Genomic DNA, 25,106 nt, shown 5'->3' with positions numbered 1-25,106 from the left:
AGCCGCGGCGGTGCGGGCACCAGCCTCAGCGAGGGCCGAACTGGCGGTCGCCCGCGTCGCCGAGACCGGGCACGATGTAGGCGTTCTCGTTCAGCCCGTCGTCGACGGCGGCGGTCACCAGCCGCACCGGCAGCCCACTGTTCTCCAGAGTGGCGATGCCTTCGGGTGCGGCGACCACGCACAGCGCGGTGATGTCGGTGGCTCCCCTGGCGACCAGCAGTTCCAGGGTGTACCGCATGGAGCCGCCCGTGGCCAGCATCGGATCGAGCACGAACACCGGGATGTGGGCGAGGTTCTCGGGCAGCGACTCCATGTAGGGCACCGGCCGGTGGGTGGACTCGTCGCGGGCGACACCGACGAAACCGACTCTGGCCTCGGGAATCAGGCCGGACGCGGTATCGACCATGCCGAGGCCTGCCCGCAGTACCGGCACCAGCAGCGGCGGCGTCGCCAGCCGGATGCCGACGGCCGGGGCGACCGGGGTGGTGATCTCGTAGGTCGACACCGGGGCGTCCCGCAGTGCCTCGTAGATCAGGATTCCGGTGAGATCGGCGAGCGCCGCACGGAACGCGGCGTCGCTGCTGCGCTCGTCGCGCATCGTCGTCAACAGGGCGGCGGCCAGCGGGTGAGCCACGGTGTGGGTGCGCATGATGGAACGATAAGGTCGTTCGCGATCCGGGGTCGGGCCATCCATGATCAGAGTGTCGGCTGCCAGGGGATCGACGGCGCGAGTCCGATTGCGGGTGAGTCTTTTTCCAGGGGGGGTGGAACCGCGCGGCGGGACGGCGCGTCGAAATAGGTGGATGACGTACTCTGCCTGGGAACGAACGGATGGGGGAAGCACATCATGACCAAGATGTCGGCGGACACCGATGGCATCGTCGCCTATGGCGCGACAGCCGGTGTCATGGCGGGTGAGATGGCCGGAATCGCGGCGGGGGCCGCGGGCGCGTCGCCCGCGTTGCTCGGCCCGATCATGGGTCTCATCGGCGGTGACTTCATGGCCGCCTACACCGCGGCGCACGCCGGGCACGTGGCCTCGATCGCCCAGCTGTCCGCGGTGCTGTCGAGCATGGGCGGCGCGGCCGCGGCCTCGGCCACCGTGCTCACCGAGACCGACCTGAACAACGCCGCGGCCCTGCGCGCGACAGACGTGGACGGGTGAACCGGTGATCGACATCAACGTGCTGGTCAAGCCCCTGCTCGACCTGCTCGGCAGCTTCGGCACGGGCGTGCAGCCCAGCGGCGGCCCCGGCGACGCGCTGGTGTCCACCTCCACCGCGCTCGATCAACTGCACCAGTTCGGCAAGGCGAGCATCAACCAGCTCAATACCGCGTGGGACGGCGTCGCGGCCGATTCGGCCACCTCGAAGGCACTGCGCGTGCAGACCTCCGCGGCCACCATCTCCGACCGCGGCACGGAGATGGCCACGGTCGTGAATCAGGCTGCCGCGGAAGTGGAAACGGGCCAGAAAGACCTGAACACCATCGTGCAGTCCTTCGTGAGCACCGCCACCGCGCTCGGCCCCACGGTGGCCACGCCGCAGGGCTTCACGCTGCTGGTGGGCTCAGCCATCGATCACCTGAACCAGGGCATCGGCGTGGTCGGGCGGGTGCGCAGCGAACTCGACACCCAGACCGCCGCGATCACCCAACTGACCCCCGCACCGTCGAGTCCGGCGGTCGCGAGTCTGCCCGGGGCGATCACCAGCCAGGCGGGCTCCGGCCTGCAGAGCCTGCTGGGGATGGCCGGGCAGGCCGGTTCGCTGGTCACCTCGATGGCGAGCACGCCGCTGAAGCAGGTCGCACAGGCCGATACCTCGACCACCCCGGCGGCGACCACACCGAGCGGTCAGAACTCGAACAGCTCGAACTCGTCGAATGCCACCTCCGACGGCGTGAAGATCACCCTGCCCGACGGCAGCGTGGTGGAGGCGCCGAACGAGAAGGCCGCCCAGGCGGTCACCGCGGCCATCAGCGCCACCGGCACGCCCTATGTCTGGGGCGGCAACACCCCGGGTTCCGGCATCGATTGCAGCGGCTTGACCAAGTGGGCCTACGGCGAGGCCGGCGTGGAGCTGCCGCGACTGGCGCAGGAACAGCACATCGGTCACCCGCAGGTCTCGCCCGGCGAGCTGATGCCCGGCGACCTGGCGGTGTGGGACGGCCACGTCGCCATGGTGGTCGGCAACGGTCAGCTCATCGAGGCCGGCGATCCGGTCTCGATCAGTAACATCCGAACGGAGAACATGGGTATGGAGTTCTACGGCTTCTACAGGCCCACAGAATGAGCGAACAGCAGATCCCGAACGTCACCGTCGCGGTCAGCCAGAACCGGTCGGGCACCATCGCGGTGCGCGCGACCGATCAGGGCATGCCGGTGGAGATCAAGTTCGAACGCAGCGAATACCGTTACGGCGCGCAGGCCTTGGCCAACGAGATCCTGCGGCTGACCCAGCGCTCGGCCATCGCCGCGCGGGCCAAGCGCCGCGAGTTGCTCGCCGAGACGGGCATGCCTGCCGACATCCTGGACAAGCTCGGCCTGCCCACTCGTCAGCAGGCGGTCGACGAGCTCGACCGGATCGACGACGCCGACACCGGACCGACCACCTGGATGAGGCCACTGTGAGCGCTGAGATGGACGCCCTGGTCGCCAACGCGACCGCCAAACTGGAGGCCCTCGAGGCCGCCCTGTACGGCCTGGGCCAGGTTCGCGGCAGCTTCACCAGCGAGGACGGCGCGGTCGGCGTGGAGGTCGACAGCAACGGAGCGCTGGTGGGTCTGCGGCTGTCGGAGGCGGTGACGACGATGGCCCCGGCCGAAGTCGGTCAGCTGATCATCTGGGCGTGCAGGCAGGCCGCCGAGGACGCGGGCGAGCAGCGTTCCAAGGTCGTTGCGGCACTGAACGAGTCGTTCGCTCCGGACACGACCTCGATTCCCGGCCCGCTCGGAGGCAGGCCGGATAGTGCCTGAGCCGGAAGCTCGATAGGCTTCCGCTCATGGCTTCTGGAGACATCGTCCCGATCGAGCTCGGCCTGACCGACGGCGATCTCGTCACCCTGTGGGCACCGCGCTGGCGTGACGGTGACGACGAGTGGATGGCGTTCCTCGGACACGAGGACACTCTCTACGGATTCGAGTCCGTCGCGGAACTCGCGGCCTTCGTCCGCACCGACACCGACAACGACCTGGTGGACCATCCCGCGTGGAAAGTGGTGGTCGGGCTGTCGGCGGTGGAACTGGAACCGCAGGAGCATCACACCTTCGACCTGGTCGGCGTGCCCGAGCTCGCCGCCGGTGACCCGGAGCCGGAGACCGTCGCCGAACTCGAGGACACCCTCGATATGGTGCGCAACCTCGGCGATGTGTGCGAGCTCGACGTGGTGACCAAGTTCTTCAGCTCGCACCCGGTGCTCGGCGCGCTGCCCGGCGGGGCGAGCGCGTTCGTCGGACGCGACGGCGAGGAGCTCTGGGACCAGATCGGCGCTGCCATCGCCAAGGACTGGGACGATGTGCTCGACGCCGTCGACTCCGTGGTCAGCACCCCCGAGGTGGACGCCACGGCGGTCTCCAACGCCGAGGCCGAACTGCTGGCCGCCGAGGAGAACATCGTCGACGCCGACGACGCGGCCGAGAGCGAGGTGGAGGCCGAGTTCGAGCCGGTCGATCTCGACGAGAGCGAGGACGAGCACGACGCGCAGGACGAAGAGGACGACTCGTTCTGGCACGAGGTCGGCATCGACCCGGTGAAGATCATCACCAGCGAGGGCACCCACTTCACGCTGCGCTGTTACCTCGACGACGAGCCGATCTTCCTGGGCAACGACGGCGAGATCCTCACCTTCGCCTCCGAGCGCGCGCTCGCCCGATACCTGGCCGACGACCACGAGCACGACCTGGCCAGGGTGAGCACCTTCGGCGAGGTGCAGACCGCCGCCATCGACGGCTCGCTCGAGGTCGAGGTGACCGACGAGAACGTCTACGTGCTGCCGGGCCTGGCCGACGATCTGGCCGAGGGACCGGACGCGGTCGACATCGATCAGCTCGACCTCGCCGTCGAACTGTTCACCGATGCGGCCGACTACGCCGACGACGACGCGGTCGAGGTCGCGCTGGCCAAATCCACCCCGCTGGGCTGGTACGTGTCCTATCTGCTCAACCCGGACCCGACCCGGCTGGCCCCGAACCCGCCGTTCCATGCCGAGGCGCAGGCCTGGCGAGAGCTGGAGCGAGCGTTCGAAGCCCGCCTGATCTCGGAGTAGAAGCGGCGTCGACGTCCGCGGCTGACCGGCGGAAGCCGGTCAGCCGATCAGGACCGCGTACCCGGGTTTGATGATGTCGTCGATGATGCGCAGGCGTTCCGGGAACGGGACGAACGCCGACTTCATGGCATTGATGGTGAACCGCTCCAGGTCGCTCCAGCCGTAACCGAAGGTCTGGGACAGCTCGAACATCTCCTTGCTCATGGTGGTGTCGCTCATCAACCGGTTGTCGGTGTTGACGGTGACGCGGAAGCGCAATCGGGCCAGCAGGTCGAAGGGGTGCTTGTCGAGCGAGGGCACCGCTCCGGTCTGCACGTTCGACGACGGGCACAGCTCCAGCGGAATGCGCTTGTCGCGCACATAGGAGGCCAGCCTGCCGAGTTCGGCGGCGGCGATATCGCCGCCGGGCACCCGGATGTCGTCGATGATGCGCACCCCGTGCCCGAGCCGGTCGCATCCGCAGTAGGCCAGCGCCTCGTGGATGGAGGGCAACCCGAAGGCCTCGCCCGCGTGAATGGTGAAGTAGGCATTGCTGGCGCGCATGTACTCGAAGGCGTCCAGGTGCCGGGTGGGCGGGTAACCGGCCTCCGCCCCCGCGATGTCGAAGCCGCCGACACCGCGGTCACGCCAGCGCACCGTCAGTTCGGCGATCTCGCGTGAGCGCGCCGCGTGCCGCATGGCCGTCAGCAGACAGACCACCACGATCGGCTGCCCGGCCGCGGCGGCCTCGGCCTCGCCCTCCCGGAATCCGGCCAGTGTGTGCTCGACCACCTCGTCGAGGCTCAACCCGCGTTCCAGATGCTGCTCGGGAGCGAAGCGCACTTCGGCGTAGACGACGCTGTCGGCGGCCAGATCGAGCACGCATTCGCGGGCGACCCGGCGCAGGCCCTCGGGCGTCTGCATGACGGCGACGGTATGGGCGAAGGTCTCCAGATAGCGTTCCAGCGAGCCGGAGTCGGCGGATTCGCGGAACCAGGCCTCCAGGTCCGCCTCGTTGTCGGCCGGTAGCTCGTCGTACCCGCAGTCGGCGGCGAGTTCCAGCACCGTCACGGGCCGCAGACCACCGTCGAGGTGATCGTGCAGCAAGACCTTGGGCGCTCGGCGGATCGAAGCGAGGGTCGGTGGCGTCGGTCCTGTCATAGCAATACGTTAGCCGCGGTCCCTCGTTTCGGCAGCGGACCGCGGTGGTGACACCGGAAGGTCACCGCCGCGACCGGTTCCGTCCACCTTCCCAGCCACTCCCGCGGGACCGGACTGTTGTGAGCGTGCGGGTGGTCAGCCGATGCGATCGAGAAGGAGCGGCCTGGCGTCCGGCGCCCGGTCTCCGATGTCGATCGCCTCGGTCAACGCCGACGCCGCGGCGGGGAAGGTCCGCGGAGTGTCGGTGTGCATGGTGAACAGCGGGTCCCCGGCGCGCACCACCGCACCTGGCTTGGCGTGCATCTCCACTCCGGCGCCGAACTGCACCGGATCGCCCTGCTTGGCCCGGCCCGCGCCCAGGCGCCAGGCGGCCAGCCCCACGCCGAGGGCATCCAGCCTGGTGAGGACGCCGTCTCGCTCGGCGCGCAGCGTCTCGGTGTGCGCGGCGCGCGGCAGGGGCGCGTCGGGGTCGCCGCCCTGGGCACGCACCATCGAGCGCCAGTGGTCCATGGCGCGGCCGGAGGCGAGCACCCGCGCCGGGTCCGCGTCGAGGCCGGCGAGGGCGACCATCTCGGTGGCCAGCGCCATCGTCAGCTCGACCACGTCGGCCGGTCCGCCGCCCGCCAGCACCTCCACCGACTCGGCCACCTCCAGCGCGTTGCCCGCGGTGCGCCCGAGTGGAGTGTCCATGGCGGTCAGCAGGGCGACCGTGCGGACCCCGGCGTCGGCGCCGAGTTCGACCATGGTGGTCGCCAGTTCGGTCGCGCTCGCCACGTCCTTCATGAAGGCGCCGGCGCCGACCTTCACGTCCAGCACCAGCGCGGCGGTACCCTCGGCGATCTTCTTGCTCATGATGGAGCTGGCGATCAGCGGGATCGATTCGACGGTGCCGGTGACATCGCGCAGCGCGTAGAGGCGTTTGTCGGCCGGGGCCAGATCCGCGCCCGCCGCGCACACCGCCGCGCCGACGGCCGGGTCGGCGAGGATCTCCCGCAATCGCGCGGGCGACACGTCGGCCCGCCAGCCCGGGATCGACTCCAGCTTGTCCAGGGTTCCGCCGGTGTGGCCGAGGCCGCGACCGGACAGTTGCGGCACCGCCGCACCGCACGCGGCGACCAGCGGCGCGAGCGGCAGGGTGATCTTGTCGCCGACGCCGCCGGTGGAGTGCTTGTCGACGGTGGGGCGGGGCAGATCGGTGAAGTCCATCCGTTGCCCCGAGGCGATCATGGCGGCGGTCCAGCGCGCGGTTTCGGCGCGGGTCATCCCTCGCCAGCAGATCGCCATCGCCAGCGCGGCCATCTGCTCGTCGGTGACCTCGCCGAGGGTGAACCGGTCGATCACCCAGTCGATCTGCTCGCCGGACAGTTGCCCACCGTCGCGTTTGGTCGTGATGATCGAAACCGCGTCCAGAGCTGTCACGGGGCCAGTCTGGCATGCGGCAGAATTGCGCGCGGCGGTGATCACGCGCGGCGGGGTTCCTCCGTCAGGTCTGCCCTGCCGCCAGATGGCCGGGCCCGAACGCCTCGGGAAGCAGTTCGCCCAGTGGGCGCGGGCGGTCGGAATGGTCGATGAGCAACTCGGCGCCGCCATGTTCGAGCAACACCTGGCGGCAGCGCCCGCAGGGGGTCAGAATTTCGCCCCAGGAATCGCAGACCGACACCGCGATCAATCGCCTGGCGCCGGTCACAATCAAGTTACCGACGAGTACACATTCGGCACACAGGGTCAGGCCGTATGAGACATTTTCCACATTGCATCCACTCACAATTCTGCCGTCGGCGCTGAGAGCCGCGGCGCCCACCGGGAACCGCGAGTACGGCGAATAGGCGTGCCGCATCGCCTCAAGTGCTTTGTCGCGCAATGCATTCCAGTCGATTTCGGGCACAGTCGACCTCCCCTCGAACAGGCCTGAGCAACGCGCGAACACGGCGAAGCGCACCCCGTTTGACAGCAACAAAGGTAAACCTAACCCACGTGGCGGGCGTGCAACGCACGGCACGCCGAATTAGTTCCGCGATTCGGAGAGGATTAGAGTCCGAGATAGATCGGTTCAGGTTCCCGACAGCGGGCACGTGCTAGAGGAGCAAGGCACAGCCACCTGGGGATTTCGCCCCATCCCACACGCGGTCGGCACCGGGCCTGCAACCGGGTCCATCGACGACGTTGGAGGCAGCGCACTCTATGACCACGATCGAAGCTCCGGCTCAGCCGAAGCGGAAGACGCTCTATCGAGGCGACCCCGGAATGTGGTCCTGGGCGCTGCACCGGATCACCGGTGTCACACTCTTCTTCTTCCTCTTCGTGCACGTGCTGGACACTGCCCTGGTGCGGGTCAGCCCGCAGATGTACAACGAGGCGATCGAGATCTACAAGACGCCCGTGGTCGCGCTCATGGAGATGGGCCTGGTCGTGTGCGTGCTGTTCCACGCACTCAACGGCGTGCGGGTGATCCTGGTCGACTTCTGGTCGGAAGGCCCGCGTTTCCAGCGTCAGATGCTCTGGGTCGTGCTGGCCGTCACGGTCGTGACCGCGGGCGCGGGCATCGGCCGCATGTTCTTCTACCTGCTGACGGAGCACTGATCACGATGAGCGCACCTGTTCTCGGCAAGTCCTACGACCGGCCTGCCAGCCTCGACCTGCCGCGCTCGCCGCGCGCTCGCTCGGGCAACAACTTCGAGAAGTACGCGTGGATGTTCATGCGCTTCTCCGGCCTGCTGCTGATCGTGCTGGTCTTCGGCCACATCTTCATCATGCTGATGCTCGACGGCGGCGTGAAGCGGCTGAACTTCGGCTTCGTGGCCGGACGCTGGGCCTCGCCGTTCTGGCAGATCTGGGACCTGGCCATGCTCTGGCTGGCGCAGCTGCACGGCGGCAACGGCTTGCGCACCGTGATCGACGACTACTCCCGCAAGGACTCGACCCGCTTCTGGCTCAAGGTCCTGCTGGCCGTCTCGATGATCCTGATCATGGGCGTCGGCACCTACGTCATCTTCACTTTCGACCCCAACATCAGTTAGGAACAGGCCACCTCGCATGAGTGAGTCCAGCGAACGCAACAGCGGCGCCGTCGCAGCCCGTCCTGTGCAGGAACATCGCTACGACGTCGTCATCGTCGGTGCCGGCGGCGCGGGTATGCGCGCGGCCATCGAGGCGGGCCCCCGTGTCCGGACGGCCGTGCTGACCAAGCTGTACCCGACCCGCAGCCACACCGGCGCGGCCCAGGGCGGCATGTGCGCCGCGCTGGCCAACGTGGAAGAGGACAACTGGGAGTGGCACACCTTCGACACCGTCAAGGGCGGTGACTACATCGTCGACCAGGATGCCGCGGAGATCATGGCCAAGGAGGCCATCGACGCGGTGCTCGACCTGGAGAAGATGGGTCTGCCGTTCAACCGGACCCCCGAAGGCAAGATCGACCAGCGTCGCTTCGGCGGTCACACCCGCGACCACGGCAAGGCCCCCGTGCGCCGGGCCTGCTACGCGGCCGACCGCACCGGCCACATGATCCTGCAGACGCTGTACCAGAACTGCGTCAAGCACGACGTGGAGTTCTTCAACGAGTTCTACGTGCTCGACCTGGTACTCACCGAGACCGAGCGCGGTCCGGTCGCCACCGGCGTGGTCGCCTACGAGCTGGCCACCGGCGAGCTGCACATCTTCCACGCCAAGTCGATCGTGTTCGCCACCGGCGGCTCGGGTCGCATGTACAAGACCACCTCGAACGCGCACACGCTGACCGGCGACGGCATGGCGATCGTGTTCCGCAAGGGTCTGCCGCTCGAGGACATGGAGTTCCACCAGTTCCATCCGACAGGTCTGGCCGGGCTCGGAATCCTCATCTCCGAGGCGGTCCGCGGCGAGGGCGGCATCCTGCGCAACGCCGACGGCGAGCGCTTCATGGAGCGCTACGCCCCCACCATCAAGGACCTCGCGCCCCGCGACATCGTTGCCCGCTCGATGGTGCTCGAGGTGCTCGAGGGCCGCGGCGCCGGGCCGAACAAGGATTACGTCTACATCGACGTGACCCACCTCGGCGAGGACGTGCTCGAGGAGAAGCTGCCCGACATCACCGAGTTCTCCCGGACCTACCTGGGCGTGGACCCGGTCAAGGAACTGGTGCCGGTGTTCCCGACCTGTCACTACGTGATGGGCGGCATCCCGACCCGGATCCGCGGCGAGGTGCTGCGCAACAACACCGACGTCGTCCCCGGTCTCTACGCCGCGGGCGAATGCGCCTGCGTCTCGGTGCACGGCGCGAACCGCCTGGGCACCAACTCGCTGCTCGACATCAACGTCTTCGGCCGCCGCGCGGGCATCGCCGCCGCCGAGTACGCCGAGCGCAGCGATTTCGTGGAGATGCCGGAGAACCCGGCACAGATGGTGCAGGACTGGCTGGCGCTGATCCTGTCCGACCACGGCAACGAGCGGGTGGCCGACATCCGCACCGAGCTGCAGCGGTCGATGGACAACAACGCCTCGGTGTTCCGCACCGAGGACACCCTCAAGCAGGCCCTCACCGACATCCACGCGCTCAAGGAGCGGTACTCGCGGATCACGGTGCAGGACAAGGGCAAGCGCTACAACAGCGACCTGCTCGAGGCCGTCGAGCTGGGCTTCCTGCTCGAACTGGCCGAGGTCACCGTCGCCGGCGCGCTCAACCGCAAGGAATCGCGCGGCGGCCACGCCCGCGAGGACTACCCGGACCGCGACGACGTGAACTTCATGCGGCACACGATGGCCTACAAGGAGGGCACGGATCTGCTGTCCGACATCCGGCTCGACTTCAAGCCGGTGGTGCAGACCCGCTACGAGCCGATGGAGCGTAAGTACTGATGACTGCCGTACTCGAGAAGAACACTCCGTCGACTCCGGCCCCGGTGCCGGAGGGCTCGGTGATGATCACCGTCAAGGTGGCGCGCTTCAACCCCGAGGACGACAAGGGCGCGCACTGGGAGTCGTTCCAGGTGCCGGTCCTGCCGACGGACCGCTTCCTGAACGTGCTCATCTACATCAAGTCCTACCTGGACGGCACGCTCACCTTCCGGCGCTCCTGCGCCCACGGTGTCTGCGGTTCCGACGCCATGCGGATCAACGGTGTGAACCGGCTGGCCTGCAAGGTGCTCATGAAGGACATGCTGCCCAAGGACGGCAAGTCCGTCACCGTCTCCGTCGAGCCGATCCGCGGCCTGCCCGTGGAGAAGGATCTCGTGGTCGACATGGAGCCGTTCTTCGACGCGTTCCGCGCGGTGAAGCCCTACCTCATCGCCACCGGCAACGAGCCGACCCGTGAGCGCATCCAGAGCCAGGCCGACCGCGCCCGGTTCGACGACACCACCAAGTGCATCCTGTGCGCCTGCTGCACCACCTCCTGCCCCGTGTACTGGAGCGACGGCAGCTACTTCGGCCCGGCCGCGATCGTGAACGCGCACCGCTTCATCTTCGACAGCCGTGACGAAGGCGCCCGCGAGCGTCTGGACATCCTCAACGATGTCGAGGGCGTGTGGCGCTGCCGCACGACCTTCAACTGCACCGACGCCTGCCCTCGCGGTATCGAGGTCACCAAGGCGATCCAGGAGGTCAAGCGGGCCCTGCTCTTCACCCGCTGATCCCGCTTCTTCGCGGCGAAGGCCGCTCGTGTCCGCCAGGACGCGAGCGGCCTTCGTCGTTCGCGGACACCGGCGGTCCGGGCGGCGGCAGGCTCGGCACGGCCGGCCGGGCAGGACCCGCATGGGCCACGACGTCGCGGGTCAGCTGTCGTCGAGGGGCAGCGGAGCGGCACTGGCCCATCGATCCCGGGCCAGCACCACGTGGTCGAGGAAGCGCAGGCCGACGGTGTCCGCGGCGGCCTGCAGCAGTGTGGTGGCACGGCGGTCGTCGATGCTGGGATGCGGATCACCCGAGGGGTGGTTGTGCACGACGGCGAAACAGCGCCCGTCGTGGCGCAGGACGGTGTTGAGGATTTCCCGGACCGGGACGGCCACCCGGTCGATCGCGCCCTCGGCGACGAAGACGGTGCGGCGCAGCCGATGCTGAGCGTCGCAGATCAGGACCAGCATGCGTTCCACTCGTGCGCCCGCGAACTGCGGTAGCGCGACTCGGGCCACATCCTCGGCACCGAGCAGGCGCGGCGCCCGATCCTGTTCGACCCTGGACCGGCTCGCGAGGTGGAAGGCTGCGACCAGGGCCGCCGCCTTGGCCGATCCGACGCCGGTCCGGCGGGCGAGTTCTTCCGGCCGTGCCGCCGCCAGCCCGGTGATCCCGCCGTGGTCGGCGAGCAGTTCGGCGGCCAGCTCCAGCGCGCTCGCACCACGCCTGCCCTGCCCCAGCAGCAATGCGAGCAGCTCGCCGTCGCTGAGCGCCTGCGGCCCGAGCGTGAGCAGCCGTTCCCTCGGCCGCTGCGCACTGGGCATCCGCGAGATCGGCACCGACATCCCAACCCCCTGTCGCACACGATGATTCGCCGATGATGCCAGCACCCACCGACAGCTACGGCGCGCACTCGGCGGCGGGCGGCCCGCGAGACCTGGCCCTTCCCGAGCGGGTGCCGGTCCCGCTCGACGCCACGCGTGGTGGCGCCGGGCTCCTACCGAGCCTCACCGCTAGGCTCGCTGTCGATGAGATCTCGCTCCTCCGCTCTTGTTCGCGGGTCGCGCGCCGCACTCACCGTCGCGACCGCGCTCGCCGCGACGGTCCTGGCGGCCGCGGCGCCGGTCGTGGCCGAACCGACGCCGCCGACATCGACCTCGACGCCGTTCAGCACGCCGAACACCGACACCTGCCCGCAGAAGAACCTGCCGCGTCCGCCGATCGACGCCTCCGAGGTGCCCGCGCCCGGCGAGCCCACGCCGGGTCCCCTGCCGGTGCCGGTGCCCGCGATCGGCGGCGAGCGGATGAGCGAATGCGGGGTCGTGGTGCCCGACGACGCGCCGGAGCTGCCCGCCGACATCTCGGCGACCGCTTGGCTGGTCAGCGATCTCGACACCGGCGCGGTGCTGGCGGCCAAGGATCCGCACGGCCGCTACCGGCCCGCCAGCACCATCAAGGTGCTGCTGGCCATCGTCGCGCTGCGCACCCTCGACATGGACCAGGTGGTCGTCGGCACGCAGGAGGCCGCCGACGTGGAGGGCTCCCGCGTAGGCATCGGCCCCGGCGGGCGCTATACCAACCGTCAGCTGATGGAGGCGCTGGTCATGGTGTCCGGCAACGACGCCGCGCACATGATCGCCGCGCAGCTCGGCGGCGACGAGGCGGCGGTGGCGAGAATGAACGAGGTCGCGAAGTCGTTGTTCGCCTTGGACACCCGCGTCGCCACGCCCTCCGGTCTGGACGGGCCGGGCATGTCGACCTCGGCCTACGACCTCTCGGCGCTGTGGCGGGAAGCGATGAGCATCCCGCTGTTCGCCGAGCTGGTCGGTACCGAGCAGATCGAGTTCCCCGGATACCCCGCCGATCCGCGCATCCCGGACGACGAAGACCACCCCGGCTTCCCGATCGCCAACGACAACCACCTGCTGTTCAACTACGAAGGCGCGCTGGGCGGCAAGACCGGGTTCACCGACGACGCCCGCCAGACCTTCGTCGCGGCGGCCGAACGCGACGGTCACCGTCTCGCCGTCACCCTGCTGCAGGCCGACGTGCGGCCGATCCGCCCCTGGGAACAGGCCGCGCGCCTGCTCGACTACGGTTTCGCGCTGTCCGAGGACGCCGACATCGCCGCGGTCGGGGTGCTCCCGGGTGCCGAGGTCGTGTTCGACGGGCCGACCGTGGTGCCCGCGGCTCCGCCGCTGGAGGGCGATCTGGCTGCCCCGCACACCGTCTCGCACGCCGACACCCGGGCGCTGCTGATGATCGTCGGCAGCGTCGCCGTCGTCGTGCTGCTCCTCGGCGCGTTCCGGATCAACCGCCGCCACCGGTGATCCGCCCCGGCACGATCGGTTCACGCCGACCGAGACCGACAGCCCGCGCATCGAGCGATCCCGCATCGCTGGCCCGGCGGCCGTGCCGTCCTGGCGAAGGTTCGGTGAACAGCTCGCCCACAGCATCGCGCGTCACAGCGCCCGATGACAGAAATGCGCGGATCTACTTGCCGCGCAATCGGCTCAGCGCCAGCATCGCCAGCGCGCCCGCACCGAACGCGGCCGCACCGATCCCCCCGGAGGACCTGGCGTCGACGAGCCGCGGCCGGATGACCGCCGGTGCGGGCGGCTCGATCTCGGCGGGCAGTTCGTTCTCCGCCGCGGTGGCCGCCCAGGCGGTCGCGAACAGGATGATCCGGTAGGTGATGTAGCTGAACACCATCAGGCCGATGATGGAACCGAAGGTCGCCCCCGCCGGGCTCTGCAGCACCGAGCGCAGGTAGATCGAGCCGACGTACTTGAACAGCTCGAAGGCCACCGCGGCCAGCAGACCCGCTTTGGCGGCACTGGCCAGGGTGACCTTCGTGCGGGGCAGCCGGGCGATGATCCAGACGTACACCGCCCAGGTCGCCAGCACGGCCAGCACGATCGAGAGCAGGCGCAGCAGCACGCCCATGCCGAACACATCGCCGAGTCCGATCGCCTCGACCACCCGGGCGCCCAGCCCGCCCGAGCCCACCGCCGACAGACCGAGCGAGAGCACCAGCGCGAGACCGAGACCGATCAGCGCGCCGAGGTCGGAGAGCTTGGTGGTCAGGAAGTTGCCCTCGTCGGGTGGGTCGCCGTCCCACTGCTCGGTGAGTGCCGCGCGCAGGTTCCCCATCCAGCCCAGCCCGGTCCACAGACCGGTCAGCAGTCCGAGGATGCCCACCGTGCTGCGCGATTCGACCGCTTGGTCGACGAGATCGTTGATCTGCGTGCCGAATTCGCCCGGCATGTTCTCGACGATCTTGGACTGCAACTCGTCGAAGAGCTCCTGGTTGCCCGCCAGCACGAAACCGGCGATGGCGAAAGCCACCATGAGCAGCGGGAACAGCGACAGCACCGTGAAATAGGTGATGCCGGCGGCGTAGTGGTCACCTCGGCTGGACCGGTAGCGGCCCGCCGCCCGGATCACATGGTCGAGCCAGGGCCGTTGCCCGACGACCCGTTCGATACGGGCCTTGACATTGTCGATCACCTGCACCGCGCTCACCCCTTCGAGGCCCGCTCCCGCACACGTCGTACCCGGGCTAGCGGGGCAGGAAACCCACCCGGTCGTAGACCTGTGCGAGGGTGTTGCCCGCGATCTCCCGTGCCCGCTCCGCGCCCGCGGCGAGGATACGGTCGAGTTCGCCCTGATCGGAGAGGTACTCGTCCACCTGGTCGCGCAGCGGGGTGACGAACTCGACCAAGGCGTCGGCGACGTCGGACTTCAGGTCGCCGTACCCCTTGCCCGCGTAGTCGCGTTCGAGGGTGACGATCGGGGTCGAGGTCAGCGCGCCGAGAATCACGAGGAGATTGCTGACACCGGGCTTGAGGTCCGGGTCGTAGCGGATCTCGCGTTCGGTGTCGGTGACGGCCGAGCGGATCTTCTTGGCGCTGATCTTCGGGTCGTCGAGCAGGTTGATCAGGCCGGCGTCCGAGGCCGCCGACTTACTCATCTTGGAGGTCGGGTCCTGCAGGTCGTAGATCTTGGCGGTGCCCTTGACTATGTGTGGCTCGGGCACCACGAAGGTCTTTTTGAAGCGGGTGTTGAAGCGCTGAGCCAGATTACGGGTCAACTCGAGATGCTGACGCTGATCCTCACCGACCGGCACCTGATGGGCGCGGTAGAGCAGGATGTCCGCGGCCATCAGCACGGGATAGGTGAACAACCCGACGGTGGCGTTCTCGGCGCCCTGCTTGGCGGACTTGTCCTTGAACTGCGTCATCCGGCTCGCCTCGCCGAAGCCGGTGATGCAGCTCAGCACCCAGGCCAGTTCGGCGTGCTCGGGCACCTGACTCTGCACGAACAGCGTCGACCGCTTCGGGTCGATGCCGATCGCCAGCAGCTGGGCCGCGGCCGCCCTGGTGCGCGCCCGCAGCTGCTTGGGGTCCTGGCTGACGGTGATGGCGTGCAGATCGGGAATGAAGTACAGCGCGTCGTAGCTGTCCTGCATCCCTACCCAGTACTGCAGCGCCCCCAGATAGTTCCCGAGATGGAAGGAGGCACTGGTCGGCTGGATCCCGGACAGCACACGCTGCTTGCGCTCCGCGGCCGGGGCTGATGCAGGACTGGACATGCCTCCGATCTTCCCATGCCGCTCAAGCGGAATTCCGCTCCGCCCAGGTACGCGGATCCACGCCGGGCATGCTCTCCTGTCCGGTGCGCTGCAGCCCGGCCTCCCGCTTGGCGGCGACCTGGTACAGCGGCGCGCTCGGACCACGCAAGGCGTTGTGCAACGGGCGTACCCGCCGGCTCGGCGTCCGGTGGGCGGCCCGCACGCCACGGGCGACCAGCTCGAACTGGCGCTGCTCGCGCGGACCCCATTCCAGGCCGTACATCGCCCGGACCGCGGGCGGCAGGCTGCCCTGCACCAGCCGGTAGTACCCCACGCTGACCTGCTGGGCCGGGATCGGCAGCGGATACGGGATGCGCGCGCCCATCAGGTAGGAGCCGACCAGCGCGGCCTCCTCGGTCAGGTGCGGTTCCAGCGAGGCGATGTAGCCGTCGAAGCGCTCGCGGAACCCGGCATAGGTGTCCGGCGCGGCCGAGCGCGGCATGCCGAACAGCACGCCCCAGGTGACGTAGTCCTGGTAGAGGCCCTCGCGCTCGCCCGCGGTGAGCTCGCGGACGAGGATGTCGTGCATGACCTCGGCGGAGTCCATGGTGAAGGCCATCGTCCAGAACATCAGCTCCGGATCCAGCGCCGAGTAGGGGGTGCCCGCCGGGTTGTGCGCGCCCCCGTCCTCGGGCAGCTGCCCCTTGACCTTGACGTGTCGCTTGCCGGTGTAGGCGAGCGCGCGGTCGGCCTCGGCCTTGCTGCCGAGGAAGACCGCCTCGAACAGCTTGCCGGTGATCGCCAGCCGGGTGTACGGCGTGGTCCGGTGGTGGGTGTTCTCGGCGGTGCCCACATACAGCAACGGATGCACCGCGCCGATGACCAGCGCGCGCAGACCGTAGGTGATGCCCACCGCGCGCTTGCGCATCACCCGCCGGATCATCGAGTCGTCGGTGAAGTAGCCCGGCTCGGGAGAGCTCGGCGTATCCGACCTGAGCTTGTCGAACAGTGGCGCGTGGGACATCGGGGAGCCTCCTCGTCGAGTCATCTGGAAATAGAATCCACCAGATAGCCAATTCTGGCAATACCCCATGCCAAACATCCGCCGCGCGAAAACGTGCCAGAATCGGACGCGTGACTGCGCAGCGGACCTATGGCGGCGTCTCCGCCGAGGAGCGCAGGGCTGCGCGGCGCACGGCGCTGCTCGATGCCGCGCTCGACATCGTCGGCACCGAGGGCTTGGGCAAACTGACCGTCTCCGGCCTGTGCGGCCGGGCCGGTCTCAACGAGCGCTACTACTACGAGAGCTTCGACAGCCGCGAGGCGGTGCTGTCCGGGCTGTTCGATCGCATCGCCGAGGAACTGGCACTGACCATCCTCGACGCGCTGCGCGACACCACCGACGAGACGACCAAGGGCAAAGCGCACGCCGCCATCGCCGCAGGCATCCACGTGCTCACCGACGACCCGCGCAAAGCCCACGTCGCGCTGGTCGCGGGCATGGCCACCCCGGAGTTGCGGGCGCGCGGCAACCAGACGATCCGCGCCTTCGCGCGCATGGTCGCCGCGCAGGGCGTCGGCTTCTACGGCATCACCGATCCGCTGCCCGACGCGGTGATCGACTTCCGCGCGACCTACCTGGTCGGCGGCCTGGTGCACACGCTGACCTCGTGGTTGCAGGGCGAGATCGACCTCAGCCAGGACGAACTCGTCGAGCACACCACCGACGTGTTCGTCCTGCTCGGCGAGGATCTGGCCGGCCGCCTGCGCTGACCCACGCGAGCGGCGGGGCTTCGCCGGTCCACCTCGCGCCGGGTCGGCGCCGCGCACACCGTGACCTGCTGGACGGCTAGCCGAGTCGGCCGGGGTTCGCGCGACCGTGCTCGTCCTGCAAGCCTCACACGCCGCGCAGAGTTCGTCGCCGGGAACCGGTCGGCTGTGGGCGGCCACGCCTGGCACAGCCGACCGGGATCGACCGGACCGGAGGACGGCCGGACCCGGGAAGGTCAGTCCAAGGTCAGCGCGACCATGTCCGCGCCGGGCTCGTCCTGCAGGACCACCAGGAACGCGACCTCTCTACGGCGCCAATGGTCGGCACAGTCGCGCATCGCCTCCACAAACCACTCGCGCTCGGCGACCTGATCGGCCAGCAGTTCGGCGGCATCGCGGACCACCGCGACGTAACCGGCGGCCTCACCGAGGAAATCGTCCAGATCGCGCAGGCATTCGTCGAAGGCGTTCTTGTTCGCGCCGAAGTAGTAGGGGAACTGGAAAGCCGCCGCCCACTCGTCGAACAACCCGCCGACGGTGCGCATCCGCTCGCCGCGCAATTCCCGCACCACGAATCCGGCCGGCGCCCGATAGCGCACCTCGGACAGCTCCGGCGCGGTCACCGGCAGCGCCCCGAGCACCGGATGCGCACCGGCGTCCGGCTCGTCGTCGATCGGGCGGGCGAGAAATTGCGAGAGCGGTAGGGGCATCAGCGCATCCTCGTGAAGTTCTCGTAGTGGTCGCCGGTGTACCAGGCCGAACCGTCACTGCCGGTGACGATGCGTTCGGCGTCGCGGGAGCGATTGCGCTGCTTGGGATTGACGTCCCACTCCTGATAGGCGATCTTCTCGCCCGCACTGTCGGTGAGCGGCAGATCCTTGTCGCGGTTCATGAATCGCTCGCCGCCCTTGGTGCCGGGCGCGTTCGCCGAGTCGGGCCAGCGACCGGCGTCGATCTCGGCGAGGGTGTCGTAGGCGCGATCCGGGACGCCCGCGACCCGCGACGGTGCGGTGACAGGGCTCGCCGCGCCGGGTTTCGGCACCGCCGTGGCGCTCCCCGCGTCCGGCACCGCGGTCGAGACGGCCGTCGCGTTCGTGCCAGGGGCGGTGTCCGAAACGGAATGATCGGCGCCCCGGGTGGTCAGCAGCGACACCAACAACACCAGCGCGAGCGCGCCCAGGGCCGCGACTGTTCGGAGAACCTTCGGATTCATCGTGCGCGGGTCCTTCTGTCGGCGGGGAACTCATCGGCGGCGGGCCTGCCCCAGGTCCCCACCACGGCGCTCACCGGCACAGCGGTATCGATCTGTCCACAGGTGTCCATCGGCTCGGCGGCGCCCATCGATACGGCGAGGTTCACCGGCACCGCGGGGCGCATCGGTACCGACGAGTTCATCGGTACTGCACGGTGACCGGCGCATGGTCGGACCAGCGCTGATCGTAGGACGGCGCCCGTTCCACCACGGCCTGTTTTGCGCGACCCGCGAGTTCGCCGCGCACCAGCTGCAGATCGATACGCCAGCCCGAGTCGTTGTCGTAGGCACGGCCGCGATAGGACCACCAGCTGTAGGGACCGTCGACGCCGGGATGCAGGGCGCGCACCACATCGACGTATCCGGCGGCGATCAGCTCGTCGATCCAGGCGCGCTCCTCCGGCAGGAACCCCGCCGAAGTGCGATTGCCCTTCCAGTTCTTCAGATCCCGCTCGGTGTGCGCGATGTTCCAGTCACCGCCCACCACGACATCCCCGTCGTTCCTGCCCTTCAGGTAGGCACCGAATTCGGCCATGAACCGGTACTTCTCGTCCTGGCGCGGGGTGCCTGCCTCCCCGGAGTGCACGTAGACACTGGCCACGGTCACCTCGCCGAAGGTGGCTTCGACGTAGCGGCCCGACGCGTCGAACTCGGCGCTGCCGAACCCGATTCGCACCGCGTCCGGCGCGCGCCTGGACAGGATCGCGACCCCGGCCCTGCCCTTGGCGCTCGGCTCGGCGTTGGTCAGGAACCAGCCGTCGTCGAGTGCGGGCGCCAGCGCGGCACGGGTCTGCTCGTCGGTGGCGCGGGTCTCCTGCACGCACACGACGTCGGCTTCGGTGGCCGCGAGCCAGGCGAGCATCCCTTTGCCCGCGGCGGCTCTGATCCCGTTCGCGTTGATCGTTGAGACAATGTTCGGCACCGTCCGACCGTACAATGCAGCTCAGATGTACCTGCCCCGGACCACGCGGTCCAGGAAGGGGTGCTGACGATGACGTCCGACACCTCCCGCCCGTCCGACAGATCCCGCCCGGTCGGCAAACCCCACCCCGCCGATGCCGCCAGGCGCGCCGACGAGTTCGAGTCCGACGACTCCGAGCAGGCCGCCGCGGAAGAGGCCGGGCGGGACAAGTCCGTCGGGAAGAACGATCGCCGGGCCGCCGAACAGCCCGTCGCCCTGCGGGCGCTGCACATCGGCTCCGGCGACCCGCTGCTGTTGCTGCACGGCTTCATGCTCTCGCCGCACTGCTGGGAGCAGACCGCGACGCTGCTCGGCTCGCACTGCGAGGTGTTCGCGCCCGCGCTGGCCGGGCACTGGGGCGGACCGGACATCACCGGCGACACCATCGACATCGCCGCGCTCGCCGACGAGGTGGAGCGCAGGCTCGACGAGATGGGCTGGCGCACCTGCCATATCGCGGGCAATTCGCTGGGCGCGTGGGTCGGCGTCGAACTGGCCAGGCGTCAGCGTGCCCGCACCCTCACCCTGATCGCGCCCACCGGCGGCTGGAAGACACACTCGCTCACCCAGCTCCGAGTCGCCCTCAAATTCCTGTCCCTGGTGCCGCTCGCGCGGCTGGGCAGGCGACTGGCGGGCTTCACCACGGGCAATCCGTTCGCACGGCGGGTGGCGCTGTTCGTGGTGGCCAAGAATCCGTCGGCGGTCTCGCGCCGCGACGCGACGGCCACCATCACCGCGGCCGTCAACTGCCGGGCGATGATGCCACTGATCCGCGGCAGTCTGCGCGCCCCGGTCCCCGGCGACCTGTCGGAACTGACGACGCCGGTGCGGCTGCTGCTGGCCGAGTACGACCGGTTCATTCCCAACCGTGTCTACGCGCGGCGCTTCCTGAAGGAGCTGCCCGACTCGGCCGACCGCATCCTGGTCAACCGGGTCGGGCACGTCCCCATGCTGGAGGCACCGGACCGGATCGCCACCCTGATCGCCGAGCACGTCTACGCCAGCCGCAACCGGCTGCGCGCGGTCTGACGAGCCCGGCGCTGCGGGAAGAGGATCAGGACTGCGCCTGGTCCTCTTCGCCTCGGGCGCGACGCTCGTAGGCGGCGCGCGCTTCCTTGTCGACGTCGCCGAGGAAGACTTCCTTCATGCCGAACTTCTCACCGATCGTGTCGAGCAGCTTGTTCGGCAAGTAGTACTGCAGGTTCGCCAGCCTGCCCGCCAGCTTGGTGACCGCGACTCGCCGCTTCGGCTCGGCGATCAGTTCGGCGACCGCCTCGGCGATCTCCTCCGGCTCGGCGTTGCGCACGCCCTTGGCACCCTTGGTGCCCGCGACCAGTTCGGTATTGGTGAAGGTCGGTGCCACCGAGGAGAATTCGACGCCGGTGCCGCGGTACTCGGCGTACAGGGCGTCGGTCATGGTGAGCACGGCCGCCTTGCTGCCGCCGTAGGTGGCCAGGCCCGGAGTGGCGATCACACCGGCCAGCGAGGCGATGTTGATGACGTGCCCGGAGCCGCGCGGCAGCATCCGCTGGGCGGCCAGCTTGCTGCCGAGTACCACGCCGTAGATGTTGATGTCGATCATGCGGCGGGACACGCGGTCGGGCTCCTCGTGGAAATGACCGACCGGCATGATGCCCGCGTTGTTGATCAGGACATCGATCGGTCCGAGGGTGCGCTCGACCTGATCGAGGAAGGCTTCGAAGCTCTCCGGATCGGTGACGTCGAGCTTGCCGTACACCTCGAGTCCCAGCTCGGCGCTGGACTCCTTGACCTTGGCCTCGTCGACGTCGCCGATGGCGACCTGCGCACCGAGGTCACGCAGCTTGCGCGCGGTGGCGAAACCGATGCCACGCGCGCCGCCGGTGATGACGACGACTTTGCCCGCGATTCGTGCGGCTGAACTCATTGTGTATGCCTTTCTCAGTGCTCGCCGTTCTCAGCGGCCGAGCAGGCCCTTGGCGATGTGGGTGACCTGGATTTCGTTGCTGCCCGCGTAGATCATCAGCGACTTGGCGTCGCGGGCGAGCTGTTCGACGCGGTACTCGCTCATGTATCCATTACCGCCGAAGAGCTGCACCGCCTCCATCGCGACGTCGGTGGCGGTCTCCGAGGAGTACAGCTTCATCGCCGAGGCCTCGGCCAGCGACAGCGGCTTGCCCGCGCGGGTGCGCTCGATGACGTTGAACACCATGTTGCGGACGTTGACCCGGGCGATCTCCATCTTGGCCAGCTTGAGCTGCACGAGCTGGAACCGGCCGATCTCCTGGCCCCACAGCTTCCGGTTCTTGGCGTAGTCCACGCAGAGCCGGTGGCATTCCTCGATGATGCCCAGGGCCTGGAAGGTGACGCCGACACGTTCGGCGACGAAGTTGGTGCGCGCGGACTCGCGGCCGTCGCCGCCGCGGTGCTCCTCGGTCTCGCCGAGCAGCCGGTCGCGACCCAGGCGGACGTTGTCGAAGAACAGCTCACCGGTGGGCGAGCTGTGCAGGCCCATCTTCTTGAACGGCTTGCCCTGGGTGAGGCCCTCCATGCCCTTGTCGAGCACGAAGGTCAGCACCTTGCGGTCGCGCTTGTCCACGCTCGCGTCGCCCTCGTCGAGCTTGGCGTAGACGACGATGACGTCGGCGAACGGGCCGTTGGTGATGAAGGTCTTCTGGCCGTTGAGGATGTAGTCCTCGCCGTCGCGGCGGACGTAGGTCTTCATGCCACCGAAGGCGTCGGAGCCGGAGTCGGGTTCGGTGATCGCCCAGGAGGCGACCTTCTCCATCGTGACCAGCTCGGGCAGCCAGCGCTTCTTCTGGGCCAGCGTGCCGCGCGACTGGATGGTCGCCGCGCCGAGGCCGGTGCTCACGCCGAGGGCGCTGACCAGGCCCAGACAGACGCCGGACAGCTCGCTGACCAGCACGGCCATCATCGACTGCTGTTCGGCGTTGGCGGCGGCCGCGCGCTTGCCCGCCGCTCTGCTCTCCTCGTCGGAGGCGCCGTCGGCCTCGGCTTCTTCGGCGGCCAGCTGCTTTTCCAGCGCGTCGGTGGCCATCGCCGCGATGCCGAACTCGGCGAACAGCTTGGTCAGGATCGGGTAGGGCAGCATCTCGCCGCTGTCGAGGGCATCGAGGTTCGGGCGGATCTCCCGGTCGATGAAAGCGCGCACGGCGTCGCGGACCATCAGATCGGTCTCGGACCATTCGAACATCGTCGTTCTCTCCTGTCGCAAATGCCGCCGGCGCAAGGCAGCTCGACCCACGGGCGGGCGCGCCGGGACCGGGACGGCACCGGATGACCCGGACCACATCGTCCGGTTCGGCGTATCGAGCTGCAACAAACGTACAGAGCTGCATGTAACTGTGCAACGGTTCGCCCGATTCGGCTGGCGACCCGGGCGCCGCCGCCGGTCAGCCGCCGATCGCCTGCGCGACCATCCGCAGCATCACCGAAGCGCGCTGCCAGCGCCGGTGGGCGCGGTCGGAGTCGGGGTCGCCCCAGGCGGCGATCAGGATGCCGCGCAGGGCGTCCATGGCAGTGAAGACGAAGTCGCGGGCATCCTTGCGGCGCACCTCGTCGGGCACGAAGCGTTCCACCGCGGTCAGCACCGCGTTGTTCACGAACGGCTCGACCTCATCCATCGCCGCGGCCAGCACCGGGTCGGTGCGACCGGCCACCCACAGCTCCACGGTCGCGACGAACAGCCGGTCCTGGTGCATTTCCCACAGGAAGTCCAAGGTGGCCTCGACGCGTTCGGCATCCGGCGGCACCTCGGAGATCCCCCTGAGCACCGCCTGCACCCGGCGCTGGGCGAGATGATTGATCGCGGCTACCACCAGATCGGTCTTGGATCCGAAGTGGTGCACCTGCGCGCCGCGCGTGACGCCCGCGCGCTCGGCGACCCGAGGCGTGGTCGTGCCCGCGTAGCCGTAGTCGACGAGGCAGTCGATGGTGGCGTCGAGCAGCCGGGTGCGCATCTCGCTGCTGCGCTGCTCCTGGGTGCGCCGCCGCGGCCTGCCGGACGCGGTCGTGGTCATCCGGCGATCCTACAGCTTACGTACACATCTGTATGTAAAGGCGCTCGCGGGCCGGGAAACGGCTCGGGCACCCGTGCCACCGTGTCGACGGTGGGGCGGGTGCCCGGTTCATCCGGCGCCGGGTCCGTGTGCCCGGCGCCGGCCGGAGCGGGACCGATGAGGCCGCTCCGCGGTCGGCTCAGCGCAGGGCGCGAGCCAGGTTGGTGTCCAGCGCGCCGAGGAATTCCTCGGTGCTCAGGTAACCCTGGTCGCCGCCGACGAGCAGCGCGAGGTCCTTGGTCATCTGGCCACCCTCGACGGTCTTGATGACAACGTCCTCGAGGGTCTGCGCGAAGCCGATCACCTCGGGGGTGTTGTCCAGCTTGCCGCGATGCTCGAGGCCGCGGGTCCAGGCGAAGATCGACGCGATCGGGTTGGTCGAGGTCGGCTTGCCCTGCTGATGCTGACGGTAGTGCCGGGTGACCGTGCCGTGCGCGGCCTCGGCCTCACAGGTGCGGCCGTCCGGGGTCAGCAGCACCGAGGTCATCAGGCCCAGCGAGCCGAAGCCCTGCGCGACGGTATCGGACTGCACGTCGCCGTCGTAGTTCTTGCAGGCCCAGACGTAGCCGCCCTCCCACTTCATGGAGGAGGCGACCATGTCGTCGATCAGCCGGTGCTCGTAGGTCAGGCCGGCCGCGTCGAACTGGCTCTTGAACTCGGCGTCGAACACCTCCTGGAAGGTGTCCTTGAACATGCCGTCGTAGGCCTTGAGGATGGTGTTCTTCGTCGACATGTACACCGGGTAGTTCTGCTGCAGGCCGTAGTTGAACGAGGCCCGCGCGAAGTCCTCGATGGACTTGCGGAAGTTGTACATGCCCATCACGACGCCGCCGTCCTCGGGCATTTTCACGACCTCGTGGACGATCGGCTCGCTGCCGTCGTCGGGGGTGAAGGTGAGGGTGACGGTGCCGGCCTGGAAGACCTTGAAGTCGGTGGCGCGGTACTGGTCGCCGAAGGCGTGGCGGCCGATGATGATCGGCTTGGTCCAGCCCGGCACCAGACGCGGGACATTGGAGATGATGATCGGGGCGCGGAAGATCGTGCCGCCGAGGATGTTGCGGATCGTGCCGTTGGGCGAACGCCACATCTTCTTGAGGCCGAATTCCTTGACGCGGGCCTCGTCCGGGGTGATCGTGGCGCACTTGACGCCGACGCCGTGACGCTTGATGGCCTCGGCCGCGTCGATGGTGACCTGGTCGTCGGTCTTGTCGCGGTACTCGATACCCAGGTCGTAGTACTCGAGGTTCACATCGAGGTACGGGTGGATCAGCTTGTCCTTGATGAACTGCCAGATGATCCGGGTCATCTCATCACCGTCGAGTTCGACGACGGTGCCTTCAACCTTGATCTTGGACATGGATCTTCGTGTCCTCCTAGGATGGTGCCCTCATTGCACGGCCAGGCGAACACGCTTGTGAGCGGACCCCAGCTGTTCAACAGACAACGTATATGCCCCGCATTGTCTGCGGGACATGTGGTGCAAACAAGACGAGCGTACTGCTTC

General features: G+C 68.7%; 28 protein-coding genes. 12 read left to right on the top strand and 16 right to left on the bottom strand.

The annotated features are described in order from the left end of the window. Positions 1 to 25 precede the first annotated feature (25 nt). Entirely contained in the window at positions 26 to 649 is a 624-nt protein-coding gene (upp, locus tag IU449_RS17330; RefSeq protein ID WP_195003085.1) for a uracil phosphoribosyltransferase, read from the bottom strand. A 198-nt stretch (positions 650 to 847) separates the two neighbouring features. Here upp and IU449_RS17325 point away from each other — a divergent pair, with 198 nt between their 5' ends. Genes IU449_RS17325 through IU449_RS17305 form a run of 5 tightly spaced genes read left to right on the top strand, consistent with a single transcriptional unit; the run spans position 848 to position 4,262 of the window. Beyond that, positions 848 to 1,165 (top strand): hypothetical protein, encoded by a 318-nt coding sequence (locus tag IU449_RS17325; protein ID WP_195003084.1) that lies wholly within the window; start codon positions 848 to 850, stop codon positions 1,163 to 1,165. Between the two features lie 4 nt (positions 1,166 to 1,169). Further along, a complete protein-coding gene (locus tag IU449_RS17320) occupies positions 1,170 to 2,291 on the top strand; it encodes an NlpC/P60 family protein (RefSeq protein ID WP_195003083.1) in 1,122 nt (373 codons plus the stop codon). Next, positions 2,288 to 2,629 (top strand): hypothetical protein, encoded by a 342-nt coding sequence (locus IU449_RS17315; protein WP_051026675.1) that lies wholly within the window; start codon positions 2,288 to 2,290, stop codon positions 2,627 to 2,629. Before IU449_RS17320 ends, IU449_RS17315 begins: the two co-directional genes overlap by 4 nt. Beyond that, positions 2,626 to 2,973, top strand: a complete 348-nt coding sequence (locus tag IU449_RS17310; protein ID WP_195003082.1) for a YbaB/EbfC family nucleoid-associated protein — start codon at positions 2,626 to 2,628, stop codon at positions 2,971 to 2,973. Before IU449_RS17315 ends, IU449_RS17310 begins: the two co-directional genes overlap by 4 nt. Positions 2,974 to 2,999: 26 nt before the next feature. Beyond that, positions 3,000 to 4,262, top strand: a complete 1,263-nt coding sequence (locus tag IU449_RS17305; RefSeq protein ID WP_195003081.1) for a primosomal protein — start codon at positions 3,000 to 3,002, stop codon at positions 4,260 to 4,262. A gap of 39 nt (positions 4,263 to 4,301) precedes the next feature. Here IU449_RS17305 and IU449_RS17300 read toward each other — a convergent pair whose 3' ends face one another. From IU449_RS17300 to IU449_RS17290, 3 genes are all read right to left on the bottom strand, one after another. Next, entirely contained in the window at positions 4,302 to 5,402 is a 1,101-nt protein-coding gene (locus IU449_RS17300; protein ID WP_195003080.1) for an adenosine deaminase, read from the bottom strand. 135 nt (positions 5,403 to 5,537) lie between these two features. Next, positions 5,538 to 6,821 (bottom strand): thymidine phosphorylase, encoded by a 1,284-nt coding sequence (locus tag IU449_RS17295; RefSeq protein ID WP_195003079.1) that lies wholly within the window; start codon positions 6,819 to 6,821, stop codon positions 5,538 to 5,540. 64 nt (positions 6,822 to 6,885) lie between these two features. After that, the gene (locus tag IU449_RS17290) at positions 6,886 to 7,287 is read right to left on the bottom strand and encodes a cytidine deaminase (protein WP_195003078.1); all 402 of its coding nucleotides are present in this window, start codon (positions 7,285 to 7,287) and stop codon (positions 6,886 to 6,888) included. Between the two features lie 296 nt (positions 7,288 to 7,583). Here IU449_RS17290 and sdhC point away from each other — a divergent pair, with 296 nt between their 5' ends. From sdhC to IU449_RS17270, 4 genes are all read left to right on the top strand, one after another. Next, a complete protein-coding gene (gene sdhC / locus IU449_RS17285) occupies positions 7,584 to 7,982 on the top strand; it encodes a succinate dehydrogenase, cytochrome b556 subunit (RefSeq protein ID WP_195003077.1) in 399 nt (132 codons plus the stop codon). A 5-nt stretch (positions 7,983 to 7,987) separates the two neighbouring features. Beyond that, positions 7,988 to 8,419 carry a succinate dehydrogenase hydrophobic membrane anchor subunit gene (locus IU449_RS17280; protein WP_195003076.1) on the top strand — a complete coding sequence of 144 codons (432 nt, stop codon included), beginning with the start codon at positions 7,988 to 7,990 and terminating at the stop codon, positions 8,417 to 8,419. Between the two features lie 64 nt (positions 8,420 to 8,483). Then, entirely contained in the window at positions 8,484 to 10,235 is a 1,752-nt protein-coding gene (gene sdhA, locus IU449_RS17275) for a succinate dehydrogenase flavoprotein subunit (RefSeq protein ID WP_195003261.1), read from the top strand. Further along, positions 10,235 to 11,008 carry a succinate dehydrogenase iron-sulfur subunit gene (locus tag IU449_RS17270; RefSeq protein ID WP_195003075.1) on the top strand — a complete coding sequence of 258 codons (774 nt, stop codon included), beginning with the start codon at positions 10,235 to 10,237 and terminating at the stop codon, positions 11,006 to 11,008. The genes sdhA and IU449_RS17270 overlap by 1 nt, the downstream gene beginning before the upstream one ends. A gap of 141 nt (positions 11,009 to 11,149) precedes the next feature. On the opposite strand, the gene IU449_RS17265 is transcribed toward IU449_RS17270, so the two are convergent. Continuing rightward, the gene (locus IU449_RS17265) at positions 11,150 to 11,812 is read right to left on the bottom strand and encodes a JAB domain-containing protein (RefSeq protein WP_228804791.1); all 663 of its coding nucleotides are present in this window, start codon (positions 11,810 to 11,812) and stop codon (positions 11,150 to 11,152) included. Positions 11,813 to 12,016: 204 nt separating this feature from the next. Here IU449_RS17265 and IU449_RS17260 point away from each other — a divergent pair, with 204 nt between their 5' ends. Continuing rightward, positions 12,017 to 13,318 carry a D-alanyl-D-alanine carboxypeptidase family protein gene (locus IU449_RS17260; protein ID WP_195003073.1) on the top strand — a complete coding sequence of 434 codons (1,302 nt, stop codon included), beginning with the start codon at positions 12,017 to 12,019 and terminating at the stop codon, positions 13,316 to 13,318. Positions 13,319 to 13,481: 163 nt separating this feature from the next. Here IU449_RS17260 and yhjD read toward each other — a convergent pair whose 3' ends face one another. The 3 genes from yhjD to IU449_RS17245 are packed head-to-tail and all read right to left on the bottom strand — an operon-like array spanning position 13,482 to position 16,585. Beyond that, the gene (gene yhjD / locus IU449_RS17255; RefSeq protein WP_195003260.1) at positions 13,482 to 14,504 is read right to left on the bottom strand and encodes an inner membrane protein YhjD; all 1,023 of its coding nucleotides are present in this window, start codon (positions 14,502 to 14,504) and stop codon (positions 13,482 to 13,484) included. A 46-nt stretch (positions 14,505 to 14,550) separates the two neighbouring features. Next, complete coding sequence (trpS, locus tag IU449_RS17250) at positions 14,551 to 15,582, bottom strand: tryptophan--tRNA ligase (RefSeq protein ID WP_195003072.1); 1,032 nt, start codon at positions 15,580 to 15,582, stop codon at positions 14,551 to 14,553. A gap of 22 nt (positions 15,583 to 15,604) precedes the next feature. Then, positions 15,605 to 16,585 (bottom strand): oxygenase MpaB family protein, encoded by a 981-nt coding sequence (locus tag IU449_RS17245; RefSeq protein WP_195003071.1) that lies wholly within the window; start codon positions 16,583 to 16,585, stop codon positions 15,605 to 15,607. Positions 16,586 to 16,695: 110 nt separating this feature from the next. On the opposite strand from IU449_RS17245, the gene IU449_RS17240 reads away from it, so the two are divergent. Then, entirely contained in the window at positions 16,696 to 17,334 is a 639-nt protein-coding gene (locus tag IU449_RS17240; protein WP_195003070.1) for a TetR/AcrR family transcriptional regulator, read from the top strand. Between the two features lie 233 nt (positions 17,335 to 17,567). On the opposite strand, the gene IU449_RS17235 is transcribed toward IU449_RS17240, so the two are convergent. The 4 genes from IU449_RS17235 to IU449_RS17220 are packed head-to-tail and all read right to left on the bottom strand — an operon-like array spanning position 17,568 to position 19,505. Continuing rightward, on the bottom strand, positions 17,568 to 18,041 hold the full coding sequence (locus IU449_RS17235; RefSeq protein ID WP_195003069.1) for a barstar family protein: 474 nt from the start codon (positions 18,039 to 18,041) through the stop codon (positions 17,568 to 17,570). Then, entirely contained in the window at positions 18,041 to 18,544 is a 504-nt protein-coding gene (locus IU449_RS17230) for a ribonuclease domain-containing protein (protein ID WP_195003068.1), read from the bottom strand. The genes IU449_RS17235 and IU449_RS17230 overlap by 1 nt, the downstream gene beginning before the upstream one ends. After that, on the bottom strand, positions 18,541 to 18,726 hold the full coding sequence (locus tag IU449_RS17225; protein ID WP_195003067.1) for a hypothetical protein: 186 nt from the start codon (positions 18,724 to 18,726) through the stop codon (positions 18,541 to 18,543). Before IU449_RS17225 ends, IU449_RS17230 begins: the two co-directional genes overlap by 4 nt. After that, the gene (locus IU449_RS17220) at positions 18,723 to 19,505 is read right to left on the bottom strand and encodes an exodeoxyribonuclease III (protein ID WP_195003066.1); all 783 of its coding nucleotides are present in this window, start codon (positions 19,503 to 19,505) and stop codon (positions 18,723 to 18,725) included. The genes IU449_RS17225 and IU449_RS17220 overlap by 4 nt, the downstream gene beginning before the upstream one ends. A 69-nt stretch (positions 19,506 to 19,574) precedes the next feature. Between IU449_RS17220 and IU449_RS17215 the strand changes: the two genes are divergently transcribed. Beyond that, a complete protein-coding gene (locus IU449_RS17215; protein WP_195003065.1) occupies positions 19,575 to 20,573 on the top strand; it encodes an alpha/beta fold hydrolase in 999 nt (332 codons plus the stop codon). Between the two features lie 25 nt (positions 20,574 to 20,598). On the opposite strand, the gene IU449_RS17210 is transcribed toward IU449_RS17215, so the two are convergent. From IU449_RS17210 to IU449_RS17195, 4 genes are all read right to left on the bottom strand, one after another. Beyond that, positions 20,599 to 21,450 (bottom strand): SDR family oxidoreductase, encoded by an 852-nt coding sequence (locus tag IU449_RS17210; protein WP_195003064.1) that lies wholly within the window; start codon positions 21,448 to 21,450, stop codon positions 20,599 to 20,601. A 30-nt stretch (positions 21,451 to 21,480) separates the two neighbouring features. After that, the gene (locus IU449_RS17205; protein WP_195003063.1) at positions 21,481 to 22,737 is read right to left on the bottom strand and encodes an acyl-CoA dehydrogenase family protein; all 1,257 of its coding nucleotides are present in this window, start codon (positions 22,735 to 22,737) and stop codon (positions 21,481 to 21,483) included. A 199-nt stretch (positions 22,738 to 22,936) separates the two neighbouring features. Beyond that, on the bottom strand, positions 22,937 to 23,563 hold the full coding sequence (locus tag IU449_RS17200; protein WP_195003062.1) for a TetR/AcrR family transcriptional regulator: 627 nt from the start codon (positions 23,561 to 23,563) through the stop codon (positions 22,937 to 22,939). 178 nt (positions 23,564 to 23,741) lie between these two features. Continuing rightward, positions 23,742 to 24,959, bottom strand: a complete 1,218-nt coding sequence (locus IU449_RS17195) for an NADP-dependent isocitrate dehydrogenase (protein WP_067860624.1) — start codon at positions 24,957 to 24,959, stop codon at positions 23,742 to 23,744. Positions 24,960 to 25,106 lie beyond the last annotated feature (147 nt).

The organism is Nocardia higoensis (genome assembly GCF_015477835.1).
GTDB lineage: Bacteria > Actinomycetota > Actinomycetes > Mycobacteriales > Mycobacteriaceae > Nocardia > Nocardia higoensis_A.
This window is presented reverse-complemented; position numbering and strand designations above follow the sequence as displayed.